Annotated in this window: 15 protein-coding genes; 3 read left to right on the forward strand and 12 right to left on the reverse strand. The window is 37.4% G+C overall.

The genetic code is table 11. The features are described from left to right. Positions 1-95: 95 nt before the first annotated feature. Positions 96-1,742, reverse strand: coding sequence for an ABC1 kinase family protein (locus tag JNG87_RS10300; protein WP_202843927.1), 1,647 nt, complete (start codon positions 1,740-1,742; stop codon positions 96-98). A 212-nt stretch (positions 1,743-1,954) separates the two neighbouring features. On the opposite strand from JNG87_RS10300, the gene JNG87_RS10305 reads away from it, so the two are divergent. Together JNG87_RS10305 and JNG87_RS10310 are read left to right on the forward strand one after the other, a co-directional pair. After that, positions 1,955-2,119 (forward strand): hypothetical protein, encoded by a 165-nt coding sequence (locus JNG87_RS10305; RefSeq protein WP_202843929.1) that lies wholly within the window; start codon positions 1,955-1,957, stop codon positions 2,117-2,119. 150 nt (positions 2,120-2,269) lie between these two features. Further along, positions 2,270-2,914 carry a hypothetical protein gene (locus JNG87_RS10310; RefSeq protein ID WP_202843931.1) on the forward strand — a complete coding sequence of 215 codons (645 nt, stop codon included), beginning with the start codon at positions 2,270-2,272 and terminating at the stop codon, positions 2,912-2,914. Positions 2,915-2,976: 62 nt separating this feature from the next. Here JNG87_RS10310 and JNG87_RS10315 read toward each other — a convergent pair whose 3' ends face one another. Next, positions 2,977-4,479, reverse strand: coding sequence for a carbon-nitrogen hydrolase family protein (locus tag JNG87_RS10315; protein WP_062670801.1), 1,503 nt, complete (start codon positions 4,477-4,479; stop codon positions 2,977-2,979). 90 nt (positions 4,480-4,569) lie between these two features. On the opposite strand from JNG87_RS10315, the gene JNG87_RS10320 reads away from it, so the two are divergent. Beyond that, on the forward strand, positions 4,570-4,956 hold the full coding sequence (locus JNG87_RS10320) for a hypothetical protein (RefSeq protein WP_202843933.1): 387 nt from the start codon (positions 4,570-4,572) through the stop codon (positions 4,954-4,956). A 610-nt stretch (positions 4,957-5,566) separates the two neighbouring features. On the opposite strand, the gene guaA is transcribed toward JNG87_RS10320, so the two are convergent. From guaA to JNG87_RS10370, 10 genes are all read right to left on the reverse strand, one after another. Next, the gene (gene guaA / locus JNG87_RS10325; RefSeq protein WP_395974920.1) at positions 5,567-7,114 is read right to left on the reverse strand and encodes a glutamine-hydrolyzing GMP synthase; all 1,548 of its coding nucleotides are present in this window, start codon (positions 7,112-7,114) and stop codon (positions 5,567-5,569) included. A 155-nt stretch (positions 7,115-7,269) separates the two neighbouring features. Further along, positions 7,270-8,508 (reverse strand): phosphoribosylamine--glycine ligase, encoded by a 1,239-nt coding sequence (gene purD, locus JNG87_RS10330; protein ID WP_202843948.1) that lies wholly within the window; start codon positions 8,506-8,508, stop codon positions 7,270-7,272. Between the two features lie 89 nt (positions 8,509-8,597). Next, positions 8,598-10,115, reverse strand: coding sequence for a bifunctional phosphoribosylaminoimidazolecarboxamide formyltransferase/IMP cyclohydrolase (gene purH / locus JNG87_RS10335; RefSeq protein WP_202843950.1), 1,518 nt, complete (start codon positions 10,113-10,115; stop codon positions 8,598-8,600). Between the two features lie 175 nt (positions 10,116-10,290). Continuing rightward, positions 10,291-10,857 (reverse strand): phosphoribosylglycinamide formyltransferase, encoded by a 567-nt coding sequence (gene purN / locus JNG87_RS10340; protein ID WP_110009351.1) that lies wholly within the window; start codon positions 10,855-10,857, stop codon positions 10,291-10,293. A 74-nt stretch (positions 10,858-10,931) separates the two neighbouring features. Then, positions 10,932-11,924: a phosphoribosylformylglycinamidine cyclo-ligase gene (gene purM, locus JNG87_RS10345; RefSeq protein ID WP_202843952.1), complete on the reverse strand. Its 993-nt coding sequence runs from the start codon at positions 11,922-11,924 to the stop codon at positions 10,932-10,934. Positions 11,925-12,213: 289 nt separating this feature from the next. After that, positions 12,214-12,765 (reverse strand): NADPH-dependent FMN reductase, encoded by a 552-nt coding sequence (locus tag JNG87_RS10350; RefSeq protein ID WP_202843953.1) that lies wholly within the window; start codon positions 12,763-12,765, stop codon positions 12,214-12,216. Positions 12,766-12,802: 37 nt separating this feature from the next. Next, the gene (locus JNG87_RS10355; RefSeq protein WP_202843954.1) at positions 12,803-13,531 is read right to left on the reverse strand and encodes a pirin family protein; all 729 of its coding nucleotides are present in this window, start codon (positions 13,529-13,531) and stop codon (positions 12,803-12,805) included. 478 nt (positions 13,532-14,009) lie between these two features. Further along, a complete protein-coding gene (locus JNG87_RS10360) occupies positions 14,010-15,428 on the reverse strand; it encodes an MFS transporter (RefSeq protein ID WP_202843955.1) in 1,419 nt (472 codons plus the stop codon). Next, on the reverse strand, positions 15,428-15,946 hold the full coding sequence (locus tag JNG87_RS10365; RefSeq protein ID WP_202843956.1) for a nuclear transport factor 2 family protein: 519 nt from the start codon (positions 15,944-15,946) through the stop codon (positions 15,428-15,430). The genes JNG87_RS10360 and JNG87_RS10365 overlap by 1 nt, the downstream gene beginning before the upstream one ends. A 9-nt stretch (positions 15,947-15,955) precedes the next feature. After that, positions 15,956-17,815 (reverse strand): glycoside hydrolase family 13 protein, encoded by a 1,860-nt coding sequence (locus JNG87_RS10370; RefSeq protein WP_202843958.1) that lies wholly within the window; start codon positions 17,813-17,815, stop codon positions 15,956-15,958. Positions 17,816-18,014: the final 199 nt, after the last annotated feature.

Raw genomic sequence — 18,014 nt, forward strand, 5'->3', positions numbered from 1 at the left:
AATACAGGGTGGCGGGATTCGGGTTACGGGTTACGGGTTACGGGGTGGCGGGATTAGCGTTTATACATTCTTCGGGTTCAAAGTCAACTTCCTTTTTATTTTCTGGTTACTCTTAGCAGAAGGATAATGACTAAAAGAATTGAAAAAATAAAACCTAAAACTGCAACTAACGACAGTTCTCCGATTCTTGGTCCGGATTCTGAGGAAAACACGATAGCCGTGGCAATGATATTCGCTCCTAAAACCATGGCCAGAATCAGATTGATGACACTGGATTTGATGAGCTGGTTGGTCTTCTCTATATTTTTGATTTCGCTGGAAACCGTAAATTTATTTTCATCCAGTTTTTGAAGAACGGAACGAAGTTCTTTCGGAATTTCATCTACATTATCCGTGAAATTCATCATACGGTCCATTCCTGTTTTCAAAAGATTTTTAGGACTGATTTTCTTGGTGAAAATCTTTTTGGTGTAAGGGTGAAGACTTTTAACAATATCAAGATCAGGATTAATGCTCCTTCCCACTCCTTCTATCAGACTGATTCCTTTGAACAGAAGATAGAAATAATCCGGCATATAAAGCCTGTTGTCTTTCAGTATATCCTTCATCTTGTTGATAATCACCTGTACATTGATATCCTGTAATGACGAGCTGTGAACAAAATTCAGAATATCATCCACATCATTTTCAAACCTTCTTTCGTCCGGAATTTCATAGCTTATGGCCATTTTTTTGAGTGAACGGACTATTTTATGCGAATTTTTAGCAACAAAACTGACAATAAGATTTTCAAGAATTTCTTTATCATTAGGCTGAATTTTCCCTACTGCTCCGAAATCAATGAAAACAATTCTGCCGTCTTTTCTTACTAAAATATTTCCGGCATGAGGATCGGCATGGAAAAACCCATAGTCTAAAATCTGTGATACAAAGAGTCTCAATCCTGTTTCTGAAACCTTTACAGGATCGATATCATTGGCCAAAAGAACAGATTTATCGGTTACTTTGATTCCATCAATAAATTCCATACAAAGAATATTGTTGTTGGAAAATTCTTCGTACACTTTAGGAACGTATGTTTCTTTATTGTTCTTAAAATTCAGACGGAATTGCTGGATATTGTTTTTTTCATTAATCAAAGAAACTTCTTCCAGTAAAGATTTTTCAAAGGTAGAAATGGCCTGTTTCAGATTGAGTTTTTCTCCTATCTCCGAATAAGCGGATATCAGTTTTTCAATATCTTTAATCAACAGTAAATCATCTTCAATGACAGACTGGACATCAGGTTTTCTCAACTTTAAAATTACCGGACTGCCATCCAGCAGAACAGCTTTATAAACCTGAGCAATGGAAGCTGTAGCCAAAGGCTTTTTCTGAATTTCACGGAAATAATCTTTCACGGAAATATTAAATTCACTTTCCAGTGCTTCCTCCACATTCATATCTACTGTTTCCACTTTGTCCTGAAGTTTCTGCAGTTCCTGGATCATTTCCGGCGGCAATAAATCTTCCCTGTTACTGAATGTCTGACCCAATTTTACAAAGGTAGGCCCCAGCTCTTCAAGAGCCAGTCTGATTCTTTCGTAAACGGTTCCTTTTGAGATGATTTCATCTGAATGACCGGAAGCTTCTTCCTGCTTATTTCCGTTCATTCTGGCCAGAAGATCTTTGAATCCATATTTACTGAGTACGGAAATCAGTCTTGCGGATCTTTTCAGTTTTCTTTGAGGTTTATCAAACATAGTGTATCAATAGTAGGTGCAATTTACTCCAAAAATTGTTCCTTTATGAAAACAATTATGACAACAACGCCAACAAATAAAATTAAAAATAACAACACATAATCAGTATTTTAAAGAATAAAATACACCAATATCAATAAAAACACATCATATATTGTAAAAATTAATATATTTACAATGTACAAATTAAAACAAATCAAAAATATTAGAACATGAAAAATTTACGCAACAACAAACTTTCAAGAGAGCAATTAAAAGGAATTGCAGGAAACGGAATTATTATCGGAAACTGCTCAAACCAATGCTGCCCTACAGACGGAAGACCAAAATGTCCTGGACTGATCTGCCCTGCTGTAGTATGCCCTCAGTATATGTAAGATCAGATTTTATACAGAATTATACAGTACCCGAAGAAATATTCTTCGGGTATTTTTTTTGCCCTAAAAAATGCCTACGTACCTCAATTTCTGGCACATTATTTCTATCTGGAAGAACAAAAAAAATTTATAATATTTAAATACAACACTATGTTAAAAAAAATTATTTCAGCTGGTCTTATTGTATCAGCAGTTCTGTTTACAACACAAATAAAAGCTCAGGTAGCATCAGCTCGTTCTATTGCCGAAGTAGCCACAAAAGAAATGAGTTATTTGGGACTTACAGAGTCGCAGGTGAATAAAGTTGCAGAGATCAATAATACTACAGCAGATGCACTTATTGCTCTTGATAACAAAGCCGGTAACAATAACAGCCCTGAAAACAACAAGATTATTGCTGACGAATTTGTAAGCATCATTGCCCAACGTCACCAGGCGATGGAACAGATTCTTACTCCTGAGCAAATGGCAGTGGTAAAGCAAGACAGAGCAGAAAAGATTGCTCTTTTCAGAACATTGATTATGGTTCCTATCCTGGATCTGACCGAAAGACAGGTTGAGCAGGCTTATGAGATCAACTTTAAAGGAGTACAGAAGGTTCAGAAAGACTTTGGAAAGCGTCTTAACAAGAAAAATGCAGGTCCTGAAGATGCTGACAGTAATAAAGCCAAAAAGGTTATTATCAGTGATTTTAAAACACTGGACAAAGATTTTAAAAAGATACTAAGTCCTGAGCAATATAAAGTGTATAAAAATAACCAGGATTTAATCAGGGAATCTGTTAAAAAAGGATAATTCAGTTTGTGTTAATACTTAAAACTTCGGGGCGGCTCCTATGGAGCCGCCCCGAAGTTTTATTATTTAAGATAAGTTTCGTAAAGATCTTTTCTCCGGTCTTTCATGACCTGAACAGAACCGTTGTGATGAAGATCTTTCAACAGGTTCAGATCTACATCCACAATCAGGGTCATTTCGGTGTTTGGAGTAGCTTCTCCTTTTACGGCATTGGATGGGAAGGCAAAATCGGAAGGGGTAAATACAGCAGCCTGTCCGAACTGAATATCCATATTGTTTACCTTCGGAAGGTTTCCTACACAACCGGCAATGGCAACGTAGCATTCGTTTTCAATGGCTCTTGCTGCGGCACAGTGGCGTACTCTCATGTAGGCATTCTGAGTGTCTGTAAGATAAGGAACAAACAGAATTTTCATTCCCTGATCAGCCAGAATTCTTGGTAACTCCGGAAATTCCACGTCATAGCAGATGACAAGACCTATTTTTCCGCAGTCGGTATCAAAAACTTTGATTTCATTTCCGCCTTTCATTCCATAATATCTCTTTTCGTTCGGAGTAATATGAATTTTTCTGTATTCATCCATACGGCCGTCACGGTGAAGAAGATAGCTTACGTTGTACAGTTCATTATTTTCAAAAACAGGCATGCTTCCCGAAATAATATTGACGTTGTAACTGATGGCCAGCTCTGAAATTTTTTCTTTGATTTCCTCTGTCAGCTTAGCCAGCTCTATCATACTGTCCCTTTCGGAAAGATTATTGAAGGGTGCCAGCAAAGGTGTGTTGAACAGCTCCGGGAAAAGGACAAAATCAGATTTGTAATCTCCCATTACGTTTACAAAGAATTCTACCTGCTCGTAAAAAGCTTCAATATCTTTAAAATGCCTCATCTGCCATTGCACCAATCCGAGACGGATAATGCTGTCCTGCATGGTATTCGGTTTTCTGCTGTAATAAATATTGTTCCATTGCAAAAGAACTGCATTTTCTCTTGAAGCTTCATCTTCCGGAAGATATTTTTTCAGGATTTTTATCGGAAGAAAATTATTGGAAAGCTGGAAAGACAATACCGGATCATAGATCTCTTTATCTCTTACTTTTCGGATATAATTTCTTGCAGAAAGTTCGTGGCTGTATTTGTGATAATTGGGGATTCTGCCTCCTAGAATAATCGATTTCAGGTTTAATAACTCACAAAGTTCTTTTCGTGCATCGTAAAGCCTTCTTCCCAAACGTAACTCACGAAACTCAGGATCTACAAAAACTTCAATTCCGTAGAGAACATTCCCCGTTGAAGTATGGGTATTGAATGTATAATTTCCTGTAATATCACTATAGGTATGGTCGTCCCCGAATTCTTCATAATTGACGATAATGGAAAGCGCTACAGCAGCGAGTTTTCCGTCAACCGTAATACAAATTTGTCCGTTAGGGAATATTTTTGTCAGTTTATCAATACTTTTTTTGGACCATATAGACTCCGACATCTGTGGGTAGGCCCTTTTCATCGTTTCCGCCAGTTCATCATAATCCTGAAGGGTCAGGTTTCTTGTTTCTATTTGCATTTGATGTAATTTTACTTAAATTTAGTGAAAATATTTTACTTAAATCCTTATAGATAACTACTTCCCCAACTATTTATACAAAATTTAACAGTGGATATCACCGAAACTTTACAAGCAGCAGTTCACTCAAATAATTACTGGAAACATTCTGATTTCAGTTCTGTAATCGAGATGCTTTCATTTCCTTATCACACTGATATAGAAAAGGAAACAGAAAAAATTGCTATTCTAAATTTGGGAAATAAAACTGTGGGATATATCTGTCTGAATTATCCTCTGATTTTTATAGAAAAGCTATATGCTTTACAGGTAAAAAATATTCTGCATACATTTCATGATATAGAATACATTATTGTCGATACACTATCTAATCCATATTTGACTGTAGATCCTGGTATTTATAATGCTTATTTTGATTTTATGGAAAACCTGAATGCTTTTTCTGCGGAAGATTTTTATTTTTACAATGTAAATTAAAAATCATTCTTGTCCGATTAACCTAAAACTTAATTAGCAGGTCGCTCCTCTGGAGCTTTGTTTTTATGGGAACTTCTTTTTTTCTACTAACAGCAGATCCCGACGGGATCAAATCCAGCTCCACTGGGAGCTAACTGTTAATAGAACATATTTGTTTTAAAATTATAGCTCCGGAGGAGCGACCTGTTAATTCATGATGTAAATATTGATATTTTCAATGTATTTATACTTTTTATCGGACAATAATGATCATATTAAATTTTTATTAGCTAATGAAACCATACGCAGTAATTTTACTCATAAGCGTCACCATTATTTTTATTTTAAGAATCTTTTATGCTGATACGTCAGTCAATGTTTCGCATAATTTAAACTTGTTTTCAGCATCTGAAATAAAGCCTCAGGAAGCGAAAAGTTTTATTTACTTTTATTTAATAGGTACTATGTTAACAAGTTATGTCATTTTTCATAAACATATACTCTTCAAGCTGATATATTGCTTGTTAATTGCTTTAAATATTTTACTGATCATTTCTTCATTGAAACAGTTTTAACAAAAAAATCCCACCCAAAAACGGGCAGGATTTATATTTTAAATTCAAGTCAAAAATTATTCCCACTCAATCGTTGCAGGCGGTTTGCTTGAAATATCGTAAGCTACTCTGTTGATTCCTCTTACTTCGTTGATGATTCTGCTGGAAACGGTATCCAGGAACTCGTAAGGAAGTCTGCTCCATGTTGCTGTCATGAAATCGATGGTATTGGCAGAACGAACTACAGCAGTGTATTCATATGTTCTTTCATCCCCCATTACTCCTACAGATTTTACAGGAAGAAGGACTACAAATGCCTGAGATACTTTTTCGTAAAGATCATTTTTGTATAATTCTTCGATGAAGATATCATCAGCTTCCTGAAGGATTCGTACTTTCTCAGCATCCACAGCTCCCAATACTCTGATTCCTAATCCAGGACCTGGGAAAGGGTGTCTGTATACCAGATGATGAGGAATACCCAATTCTTCTCCTACTCTTCTTACTTCGTCCTTGAAAAGCTCTCTTAATGGCTCCAATAACTCGAATTCCATATCTTCAGGAAGTCCTCCCACATTGTGGTGAGACTTGATTACTGCAGATGGTCCGTTGACAGACTGGCTTTCGATAACGTCAGGATAAATGGTTCCCTGAGCTAAGAACTTAGCACCTTCAATCTTGTGAGATTCTTCGTCAAATACGTGGATGAATTCGTTTCCGATGATTTTTCTCTTTGCTTCCGGATCGTCTACTCCGGCTAGTTTTGAAAGGAATCTTTCTTTAGCATCCACCATTTTAATGTTCATATGGAAATGCTCTCCATACTGATCCATTACTTTCTTCCCTTCATCCTTTCTTAATAATCCCGTATCTACGAAAATACAAGTCAACTGATCACCGATGGCTTTGTGGATTAAAACAGCGGCTACAGAAGAGTCTACACCTCCTGAAAGTCCAAGGATTACTTTGTTGTCTCCTACTTTCTCACGGATTTCCTCAACTGTTTTTTCGATATAGTTAGTCAGTTTCCAGTTTTTCTCTGAGTTACAGATTCCGAAAACAAAATTTTCAAGCATCTTTCCTCCTTCTTCTGTATGAGAAACTTCCGGGTGGAACTGGACGCAGAAGATTTTTTTATCTTCATTGGAGATAGAAGCAATTACCCCTGATTTTGCATTTAATTCAAAACCTGCAGGCAATTCTCCTACTTCGTCAAAGTGGCTCATCCAAACGACAGAGTTCTGAGTTACTCCTTTTAATAAAGAGCTTTCTTTAACGATCTCTAAATTGGCTTTACCATATTCTCCTTTCTCTCCTTTGTTTACTTTTCCTCCTAAAAGGTGCGCCGTCATCTGCATTCCGTAGCAGATTCCCAATACAGGAACTCCCTGCTCATATAATTCTTTTTCAACCAGGTGGGCATTTTCTGCATTTACAGAACTTGGTCCACCGGAAAGGATGATCCCTTTTGGCTGTTTTGCTAAAATATCTTGTAATGGTGTATTGTAAGGCAAGATTTCAGAGTACACACCCATCTCACGGATTCTTCTTCCGATAAGCTGGTTGTACTGGGATCCGAAATCTAAAATAATAATACCGTTGTTCATTTTTGATAATTGATAAATGATGATTAAATTAAAAGCTTTAAGCTATAGGCTTCATGCTATAAACTTTCTATACTGCAATAAACATATTGCCTGTAGCCTAAAGCTTATCGCTTACTTAACTGTTTTACAAAAAAAGACTTGGAATGACTCCAAATCTTTTTTCGCGATTTTTATTAAAACTTTCCGATGTCTTCTCTGTAGAAGCCGTAATCGAAATGTACGTGCGCTGCATCTTCGTAAACTTTTTTGCGGGCATCTTCGTAGGTAGCTCCTGTAGCCACAATGTTCAGTACTCTACCGCCATTGGAAACCACTTTATCACCTTTCGTGACTGCTCCTGCATATAAAAGTTTACTATGTTTCAGTTTGTCTTCTCCTGTAATTTCGAAACCTATTTCGATATTTCTCGGATACCCTCCTGAACACATAACAAGGCAAACTGCTTTTTCGTCTTTAAACTTAAGCTCAATGTCTTTCCCTTCCATACAGTCCTGGATAACATCTAAAAGATTGTTTTCCATTAATGCCATCAACACCTGAGTTTCAGGATCTCCGAATCTCATGTTGTATTCAAGAAGGTAAGCTCCGTTTTTCGTCACCATCAATCCGAAGAAGATGATTCCTTTAAATCCGAAACCTTCAGCTTTAAGACCTTTAACAGTAGGTTCCAGAATATTTTTCTCAAAATCTGCGTAGTGCTCCTGAGTAAATTCCGGACTTGGCGCTACTGAACCCATACCTCCTGTGTTAGGTCCTGTATCTCCGTTTCCAGCTTTTTTATAATCTTTTGCCGCTACACAAGGGAATAATTTTTCCCCGTTAGAGAAAGCAATAATAGACGCTTCAAAACCTTGTAAATATTCTTCGATAACTAAACGAATACCGGCATCACCATAGATTCTTCTGATCATGAAATCGTGGATTGTAGCTTCCGCCTCTTCAAGAGTATCACAGATTACCACACCTTTTCCGCCTGCTAAACCACTAGCTTTGATTACCAAAGGATACTGCTGTGTCTGCACATATTCTTTAGCATCATTGTATGAATCAAATACGACAGCCTTCGCTGTTTTGATATCATAGGTCTGCATAAATTTCTTAGAGAAAGCTTTACTTCCTTCCAGGCTCGCTACTTTCTGAGTAGGCCCGAAAACTTTAAGATCATGCTTTTTAAATTCGTCCTTGATACCCGCTACAAGAGGAGCTTCAGGACCTACGATCGTAAGATCAATTTTTTCTTTAATCGCGAAATCTCTAAGTTCTTTGATTTCTGATAAATGAACATTTTTCCCTATTACATCGGTAGTAGCATTCCCGTTGGCAAAAAACATTTTAGAAATTCTTGGGTCATTCTGAAGCTTTGCCGCTAAAGCAGATTCTCTACCGCCTTCACCTATGATTAATATTCTCATACTTTATTTATTATCTAGTCTTATTTTACAAATATATAATTTTGAATGCTAAAAATACAATCCCTAATTATTTTTTAATTCTATTTTAATTAGTGGAAAAAGTGTCTGACACCTGTAAACATCATCGGGATTTTGTGCTCGTTGGCAGCCTCAATACTATCCTGATCTTTTACACTTCCACCCGGCTGAATAATCGCCTTGATACCTTCCTGAGCGCAGAAATCCACTACATCACGGAAAGGGAAAAATGCATCTGAAGCCAATACCAGATCTCCGGAGAATTTTTCTTTTGCTCTTTCGATAGCCTGCTGGGTTGCCCAGATTCTGTTTACCTGACCGCCTCCGATTCCGAATGCCTGAATTCCGTTGGAAACTACAATCGCATTTGACTTCACATATTTTACTACTCTCTGAGAGAAAAGTAATGCTTTTTTCTGTTCTTCTGTAGGCTGTACTTCAGTTACCACTTTGATATCATCTGAGAAGTGAAGGTCATTATCCTGAACAAGGATACCTCCGTCTACTTTCACCCAGGTCTGTTTGTCTGAAACAGGGTTTACGATTTTGATAATTCTCAGGTTTTTCTTTTTTCTTAAAATTTCAAGAGCTTCTTCATCAAATTCAGGAGCCATTACAATTTCAAGGAAAGTTTTATTTAATTCTTCAGCTGTAGCTGCATCAATTGTATAGTTCATTGCAACAATTCCGCCAAAGATGGAAACCGGATCACATTCGAATGTTTTCTGATAAGTTTCCAAAGCTGAAGTTCCGATCGCAACGCCACAAGGGGTAGAGTGTTTTACGGCGCAACAAGCCATTTCTTCTTTGAACTCAGTGACTACTTTCCAGCAAAGGTCCATATCACGAAGATTGTTGAAAGAAAGTTCTTTACCTCCAAGCTGTTCGAAATCTTTCATCGCTCCGTTTTCGAAAGTAGAAACATAGTAAGCTGCTGTCTGGTGAGGATTCTCTCCATATCTTAGATCTGCTACTTTTTTATAAGAAGCATTCAGATAAGTAGGATATTCTTCATCTAAAAGCATTCTGGAAATAGCCGCATCGTACGCAGAGGTAAGGTTGAATACTTTTCCTGCAAGCTTTTTACGGGTTTCGATGTATGTATCACCGTTTTGCTCCATTTCGATTTTCACTGCTGCATAATCTTCAACATCAGTAATTACCGTTACAGAATCAAAGTTTTTCGCTGCAGAACGAAGCATTGAAGGGCCTCCGATATCGATAAACTCTACTTTTTCATGTAAAGAAATGTCTTTGTTTACATTTTCAAAGAAAGGGTAAAGGTTTACGATCACCATGTCAATCAGACCAATTCCGTGTTCCTGAACGGTTTTCATGTGCTCTTCATTGTTACGAACAGCCAGCAATCCACCGTGAACTTTCGGGTGTAAAGTTTTCACTCTTCCATCCAACATTTCAGGGAAATTGGTAACCTCATCAATCTGAATAGGATTTAAACCAGCGTCTTTCAAATGTTTGAACGTTCCTCCTGTAGAGATCAACTCATAATTCTGAGCTTCCAAAAACTGCGCGAATTCAATTAATCCACTTTTGTCAGAAACACTGATTAAAACTCTCTTTTTACTCATTTTACTTTCAATTTTTTACTTTTTACAGCTATTTCAAACTGTGTCCGGGTCTTTCACCTCCGAACTTACTTTTATTTTACTTAGATTTCTTTTTATTAATGTAACAATGTATCAGTCCAGCAATGTAACAATACCTTCAACATTGGTAAATTGGTACACTGGTACATTGTTATATTTATTCATTTCCCAGGACCTTATTGATCGCGATCGGGAATATTTCATATTCAATCTGGTGAACTTTCTGAGCCAGCGTTTCAGGAGTATCCTCTGCGGTTACTTCGAAAGACTTCTGAAGAATAGCTTCTCCTTCATCAATCCCTGGTGTCACAAAATGTACAGTTGCCCCACTCTCTACTTCTTTGGCTTCAATAACTGCATTGTGAACGTTCATTCCCCACATTCCTTTTCCTCCGAATTTCGGAAGCAAAGCCGGGTGAATATTGATTATTTTACCATTCCAGTTTTCACAGAATTCAGATTTTAAGATGGATAAGAATCCTGCCAATACAATCAGATCTGTATTTTCAGGGATTACTTTGGCCAATTCGCTGCTGAAATTCTTTCCTCTTGGAATCAGTATGTTTTCTATATTGTGATTCTTTGCTCTTTCCAGTCCGAAACATTCTCTGTCTGCTACCACCAGAGTTACTTTTGCATTCTGGATTTCTCCTGAGTCAATAGTATCAATGATTCTCTGCAGATTGGTTCCTGAACCGGATACGAGTACAACAATGTTCTTCATTATTCAGATGTTAGATGTCAGATTAAAGATTACAGACTTACGTCTGATATTTAAGATCTGAAATCTGATGTCATTTAAAATTTCAAATTAATTTTCTCTGCTCCTTCAGTGATTTCTCCGATTTCGTAAGCATCATCTAAAAGGTGCAATACTTTTTCAGCATGTTCAGCATCTACAACGATTACCATTCCTACGCCCATATTGAATGTTCCGTGCATTTCTTTACGTGCCACTCCACCTCTTTTTTCAAGTTCAAGCATCACACTAGGAATTCTGATTTTTGATTCGTCGATAGAAGCACAAAGTCCTTCCGGAATAATTCTTGGAACGTTTTCGTAAAGACCACCTCCTGTGATGTGGGCAATTCCTTCTACTCTTACTTCTTCCAATACTTTGTGAATATCTTTGTAGTATAGTCTTGTAGGAACTAAAAGCGTCTCGTATAATGGTTTTCCTTCAAACTCTTCCTCAAAATCCGGGAATACTTTTCTTACTAAAGAGAATCCGTTTGAGTGGAATCCTGAGCTTGGTAATGCAATAATTTTGTTTCCAGCTTTGATCTTAGAACCGTCAATGATCTGGTCTTTTTCTACGATTCCTACACAGAATCCGGCAACATCGTAATCTCCAGGCTGGTACATTCCGGGCATTTCAGCAGTTTCTCCTCCAATCAGTGCACAGTTGTTATCCTTACAAGCGGCAACCATTCCTAAAACGATTTCTGCAGCGATTTCCGAATCCAGCTTTCCGCAAGCCAGATAATCCAGGAAGAATAAAGGTTTAGCACCGTGGCAAAGAATATCGTTGGCACACATTGCGAAGCAATCTACCCCGATAGAATCATATTTTTTAGTATCTAAAGCTACTTTCAGCTTTGTTCCTACTCCATCTGTTCCTGATACAAGAACCGGATTTTTGTATCCTCCGATTTCATAGAAAGCACCAAAACTTCCCAAGTGGTTCAGTACATTGGAATTGTGGGTTTCACCGACCGCTTTTTTGATCTTGTCAACCGTTTTGTATCCTTCTTCTTTGTCTACTCCTGCTGATTTGTAAGTGTTGCTCATGTCTGCTTAGATTTTTAGATATAGGATTTCAGATCTCAGATTTCAGATGATTCTTATCTTGTATCTGACGTCTTGCGTCTTCTTATCTTTTAATATTTCAATTACTTTTATACTCGATTTTAGAAAACAAAAAAGCCGACAATCTTTTCAGATTATCGGCCGTTATTTTATCTCAGAATTTCAGAGCCCACAACTTTCCCTTTATGAGAAAAACATTGTTTATAGGAGGTCTGAATTTTCATCTCTTTTCTTTTTGCAAAAATAGTAATTTTAAATGAATATTCAAATTCTATTTTTCAAGGATTGTTTCAATGACTGCAATCTTCTTAATTTTTTCTTTTAACTCACTGTCTTTCTCTTCATTAGAAATTTTCTGAGCGGCTTTATCAAAGTTATCATTAAAGAAAGGAAGTGAAAATGTTTCCACCACATTTCCTCCGTGGAAAGGGAAACGCTTTGATGCTGCTTCCAAAACACCTGCACCACCTCTACCGCCCGGAGATGTAGACATCAATAGCATTGGTACTTCGTTCCAGACTGTTCTGTCTTTGATTCTGGATACCCAGTCGAACACATTTTTGAATGCTGTAGAATACGTTCCGTTGTGCTCTCCCAAAGAAACAAGTAATACATCAGCACCGTCAATTTTTGCTGCGAAATCATGAGCTTCCTGTGGAACACCGCCTGCTAATTCTCTTTCGTGTTTATAGATAGGCATTTCGAAAGGGTTTAAATCGATTACTTCTACTTCTGCATTTTCAAATAACGTTGATGCATAGGCTACCAACTGCTTGTTCATTGAAACTTCTGAATTACTTCCTGCTATTGCTAAAATTTTCATAGGTGAGGTTTATTTTTAAGATTACAAATTTAGTTTTTTATTTAAGATAAGACGGTAATTCCATTGGTACTTCCATTAATAATACTTCAGTGTCTTCTACCGCTTCAATATTAAAGCTCTGTGTATCCCAGATTCCTAATCCGTCTCTTTCATTCAGGACACGGTCTCCGATTTTTGCGCTTCCTTTTAAAACAAACGCATACACTCCGTTTCCTTTTTTGTTGAGCATATAATTTTTACCGTTTCCTTTTTTAAAGTTGGCCAGATTGAACCATGCATCCTGATGAATCCAAACTCCGTCATCATTTTTATTGGGAGATAAAATCTGCTGGAATCCATTGATTTTTTCCCCTTCTTTGATACTTTTCTGATCGTATCTCGGTTCAACATTCTGTTCTTTTGGGAACACCCAGATCTGAAGGAATTTTACTTCTTCATCTTTATTTTTATTGTATTCGCTGTGCATAACACCGGTTCCGGCACTCATCACCTGAATTTCTCCTTTTCTGATCACCGCTGTGGTTCCCATGGAGTCTTTATGTTCCAGATCTCCTTCCAAAGGAATGGATATAATTTCCATATCTCTGTGCGGGTGTGTCTCGAAGCCCATTCCCTGCGAAACGGTGTCATCGTTCAATACTCTTAAAACGCCGAAGTTGGTTCTATCTCTGTTTTGATAGTTGGCAAAACTGAATGTATGGTAAGAATTTAACCATCCGTGGTTGGCATGGCCTCTTGAATCTGCTTTATGATATACTGTTTTCATTTTCTGTGATTATTTATGGTACAAATGTACGGGATGTGGGTGTTTAAAAAGTTGATGTAGGTTAAGAAAGGAAATTGGAGAAGTAAAAAGGGTGAAAAAGTGAAAATATAGGCTAGGTTGGATTACGCAAAGACGCGATTTTTTGCATTTGATATGTTTTTAGGGCGCAAGGATTTTATCTGGGATAAAATTTTATACTGGATATTTTTTCTTCCAATGATTAAACAAGTGCAAGCATCTGTGATATCTGTGAAAATCTGCGGGAGATTATTGCAATCTTAAGATCAAAAAATAATAAGCATACGAAGGATAGGTTTTAAGTTTTGGCTCTAAAGCCAATTGATGGATGTTTAAAAAGAAAGCGGGCTAAAGCCCGCTTCTATTGAATTTCATTATAGTATTAAATCTAAATTAAAGTTTTCAATGCAACTTCTAATTTCTAACTTCTAATTTCTAGCTTCTAACTTCTAATTTCTAGTTAAAAATGTACCTGCTTGATTTCTTCTTCAATTTCCTTAGCGGTTTCATCTTCAGATTTCACAAAAATCATGGTCACTACAGCTCCAATCAGCATGCAAACGCCTCCTACCACAACATAATCCATCGCCTGTTTTCCGAAAATCCCGCTTACGATGGGACCTCCGAACAAACCATTGATGATCTGAGGAATCACAATAAAGAAATTGAATATTCCCATATAAACGCCCATTTTCCGTTGTGGAATCACCTCAATAAGCATTGCATAAGGCATTGCTAAAATACTTGCCCAGGCAAAGCCTAATCCGATCATTGAGATCCATAAATTGTTGACATCTTTAATGAAATACATGGAAACCAATCCCAAACCTCCACATAATAAAGCTAAAGCATGAGTCTGCTTTTTACCAATCTTTTTTGCTATTGGAGTCAGCAGAAATGCGAACGGAATCGCCCAGAGATTGTACATTCCGAAGAGCTTTCCGGTAAGGTCACCTGCATCATTGAATGCCTTGGAATGGGTATCTTCCGGGGAAAGTCCGAAATGATGAGTGGCCAGAGCACTGGTGGTAAATACCCACATGGTAAACAATGCGAACCATGAGAAAAACTGAACAATTCCCAGCTTTTTCATCTGCAAAGGAATTGCTGCAAAATCTTTGAAAATATCTGAAAACTTAGAATTATGTTGGTCTGCGTCTTTTCCATCTTCAAAATCAGCAAATTCCTGTGGAGAATATTCTCTGGTTGTCATGATCGTGTATAGAATTGATATGATAAGCAATCCCGCGCCAATATAAAAAGAGTAAATAACATTATCTGCTACAAATCCTGCCGGTGCTTCATTGGAAATCCCCATTTTTGTTAACCAGTCCGGAAGATAAGAGCCTAATACCGCTCCGATTCCAATCAGAATTGTTTGTACAGAAAATCCTATCGTACCCTGATGTTTCGGGAGCATATCTCCTACCAAAGCCCGGAAAGGTTCCATGGCAATATTCACTGAAGCATCCATCATGGCTAAAAATATTACCGCTAACAAAAGTGCATTGGCGGCAAACATCTGAGTAACGGATGCTGCATTTGGAAGGAGAACCAATCCTATCGCACACAAAACAGCGCCAATAAGGAAATAAGGCTTTCTCCTTCCCAACGGACTCCATGTATTATCACCCATATGGCCGATAATAGGTTGAACAATGAGTCCTGTAATAGGAGCCACCAGCCAGAACCAGGATAATTCGTGAACATCTGCTCCTAAATTCCCCAGAATACGGCTCGCATTTCCATTCTGTAATCCGAATGCCATCTGAATTCCCAGGAATCCCATGCTCATATTGATAATCTGGAGCATGGATAAGTCTGGCTTTTTCCTTTTTCCTACCTTCCCAGTATCGTCTTTCCCCATCATTATTGCCATTACGACTTCAGTTTTTGAATTAATGCATCTTCGATAGGGGCCTTCTCAATAACCACTTTATCAACAACCTCATTAGGCACTGTCACAGAAAGAACATATTGTTTTACCTTCCAGCTTCCGTTGATTTTCTCTACCACTCCTGAGCCTCTGCAGATCTTCATCTGTGTATCCAGCAATTCGTCAAACCAGGCCAGTTTTCCGTCTTTGCTGAAGTAAATATTTCTTTTAAGGGCTTTAAAATTCCAGGTTTTCTTTTTGTCAAAATAAGGTTTTGCCCATACCATAAATGCTTTTTTGTCCCAGATTTCAGTAGCGTCTGTACCGATAAAGGTAGATTCATCTGCAAACAGATTAAAATAGGCATCATAATCTGCTTTTGCCGCCATTGCATTGAAGGTATCAAGCATGGTAGTGATTTCCGATTTTTCTTTTTCAAATCCGGTCTTCGACTGTGCTGTAAGTAAAGAAACCCCCAGTAAAAAAAGGATTAATGTATAAGCAGTCGTTAGTTTTTTCATAGGTAATTATTATTTTTCTAGTTCAATGATGAATGGCGTTTTTGCCGGAATATTCATGCTCTTTTGCAATGAAATTTCTTTGTCTGAAATAATTTCTTTTCCTTTTGTATATCCATTCAGCGATTCTGCAAACCGTTTCAGATCTAACGTCTGATCTTTTTCATTATTGTTGACCACCACCATTACCGTTTCTTTTTCATTATATCTGAAATAAACAAAAACACCATCCTGAGGAACGAAATTTTTAGTTTTTCCATGATGTATCACGTCTTTACCTTTTCTCCAGTTCAATAACTTCTGAGTAAACCGGAAAAATTCTTTCTGCTCCGCAGTTTGAGCGGATGGATTGAAAGCGTTTTGTGTGTCAGATTTCCAGCCACCAGGAAAGTCTCTGCGGATATCTGCGTCACCACCGGTCTTTTTATCTCCTCTCATTCCTATTTCAGATCCGTAATAAATCTGAGGAATTCCTCTTACTGTCGAGATCAGAGTGAGCGCCATTTTATAGGCATCTGGATTTGCATTAAAGATTTCGTTCCATCTTTCGGTATCATGATTTTCAAAGAAAACAAGGGTATTATTGATATCCGGATAAAGGAAATCGCTGGTAAAAGAATCGTAAATACGAATCATTCCTTTATCCCAGCTTTCTTTTTCTTTGAGTGCTTTAGGCATATTTTCAAACAGCATAAAATCCATCACAGAAGGTAAATTTGAATTGTACCCTTCTATTTCTCCTATCTTCGAATTTTTCTGCCATGCTGCAATTTGAGCTGCTGTATACAGCCATGTTTCCCCTACGATATTGAATTTCGGATATTCATCGGTGATCGCTTTGGCCCATTTTGCCATGGCATCTTTATCATTGTAGGGATAAGTATCTACACGAAATCCTCCCAGTTCTGCATATTCTATCCACCAGATTGCATTTTGAATCAGATACTTCAGAACCAATGGATTTTTTTGGTTGATATCAGGCATGGTCGTATCAAACCATCCGTCCAGTGCATATTTTTTATCAATATCTGAAGCATTGGTATCAAACTGTGTTGTCGTTTTATAATTGGAACGTTTAAACCCTTTCTCTCCTTCATCAAACCAATGAATCCAGTCTTTTGAAGGAAGGTCTTTGATCATCCAGTGTGATCCGCCCCAGTGGTTGGTTACATAATCCATCACCAGCTTCATATTTCGCTTATTCAACTCCTGGGATAATGTTTTATAGTCTTCATTGGTGCCGTAGCGGCCATCTATTTTATAGAGATCAGTCTGGGCATAGCCGTGGTAGGAATACACTTTTTCGTTATCCTCATTCACAGGAGTAAGCCAGACCGCTGTAGCCCCCAGATTCTGAATATAATCAAGGTTGTTGATAATTCCACGAAGATCTCCACCATGCCTGCCGTTGGGAAGACTACGATCTGCTTTTTCGGTAAGTTCCGGTTTTGAATCATTCTTTTCATCCCCGTTGGCAAATCGGTCCGGCATGATCAGATACATAAAGTCTTTTGAAGTAAAAGACTCGCGGCTCGCAGATCCGGGATTTCTTTGCTTTAATTCATAAGTGTATGAACCAAGATTCTTTTTACCTTTTTTAATATTGATAGCAAACTTCGGAACGTTTATTTCGTTGGTATTGACTGTAATAAAAACATAGTTAGGATTATCTACTTTCCTGATGTCTTTGATCTGTATGCCATCAGAAAGCGTAATCTCGTTATTAGCCACTTCTTTTCCGTATACAAGAATCTGAAGTTCAGGATTTTTCATTCCCTTCCACCAGAAAGCCGGTTCTACTCTTTCCAGGTTTTTCTGGGAAAAAGCGAAAGAAGCTATAGAAATGGCGAATGCTGCATATATTGTCTTCATATTAGTGTTCAATTTAGCATTAAATTTTTATATATACATCGAAAAATATAAGAGAAAGTCTATTTTTTGACATCTTTTTACAACAACGATAAGATTACGTATCTTCATATAGATTTCATCATGAATAATTGGATTTGGACAAAATGGGAAAATCAGCCAGATAGCGAATAAATATTAAAAAAATACCCCGGAACATTAA

The sequence above is a fragment of the Chryseobacterium cucumeris genome, assembly GCF_016775705.1.
Lineage (GTDB): Bacteria > Bacteroidota > Bacteroidia > Flavobacteriales > Weeksellaceae > Chryseobacterium > Chryseobacterium cupriresistens.

Excerpts from the sequence above, each read along its gene's own strand:
- JNG87_RS10300 (WP_202843927.1), bottom strand. The coding sequence starts at position 1,742 with ATGTTTGATAAACCTCAAAGAAAACTGAAAAGATCCGCAAGACTGATT.
- JNG87_RS10305 (WP_202843929.1), top strand. The coding sequence starts at position 1,955 with ATGAAAAATTTACGCAACAACAAACTTTCAAGAGAGCAATTAAAAGGA.
- JNG87_RS10310 (WP_202843931.1), top strand. The coding sequence starts at position 2,270 with ATGTTAAAAAAAATTATTTCAGCTGGTCTTATTGTATCAGCAGTTCTG.
- JNG87_RS10315 (WP_062670801.1), bottom strand. The coding sequence starts at position 4,479 with ATGCAAATAGAAACAAGAAACCTGACCCTTCAGGATTATGATGAACTG.
- purD (WP_202843948.1), bottom strand. The coding sequence starts at position 8,508 with ATGAGAATATTAATCATAGGTGAAGGCGGTAGAGAATCTGCTTTAGCG.
- purH (WP_202843950.1), bottom strand. The coding sequence starts at position 10,115 with ATGAGTAAAAAGAGAGTTTTAATCAGTGTTTCTGACAAAAGTGGATTA.
- purN (WP_110009351.1), bottom strand. The coding sequence starts at position 10,857 with ATGAAGAACATTGTTGTACTCGTATCCGGTTCAGGAACCAATCTGCAG.
- purM (WP_202843952.1), bottom strand. The coding sequence starts at position 11,924 with ATGAGCAACACTTACAAATCAGCAGGAGTAGACAAAGAAGAAGGATAC.
- JNG87_RS10350 (WP_202843953.1), bottom strand. The coding sequence starts at position 12,765 with ATGAAAATTTTAGCAATAGCAGGAAGTAATTCAGAAGTTTCAATGAAC.
- JNG87_RS10355 (WP_202843954.1), bottom strand. The coding sequence starts at position 13,531 with ATGAAAACAGTATATCATAAAGCAGATTCAAGAGGCCATGCCAACCAC.
- JNG87_RS10360 (WP_202843955.1), bottom strand. The coding sequence starts at position 15,428 with ATGGCAATAATGATGGGGAAAGACGATACTGGGAAGGTAGGAAAAAGG.
- JNG87_RS10365 (WP_202843956.1), bottom strand. The coding sequence starts at position 15,946 with ATGAAAAAACTAACGACTGCTTATACATTAATCCTTTTTTTACTGGGG.
- JNG87_RS10370 (WP_202843958.1), bottom strand. The coding sequence starts at position 17,815 with ATGAAGACAATATATGCAGCATTCGCCATTTCTATAGCTTCTTTCGCT.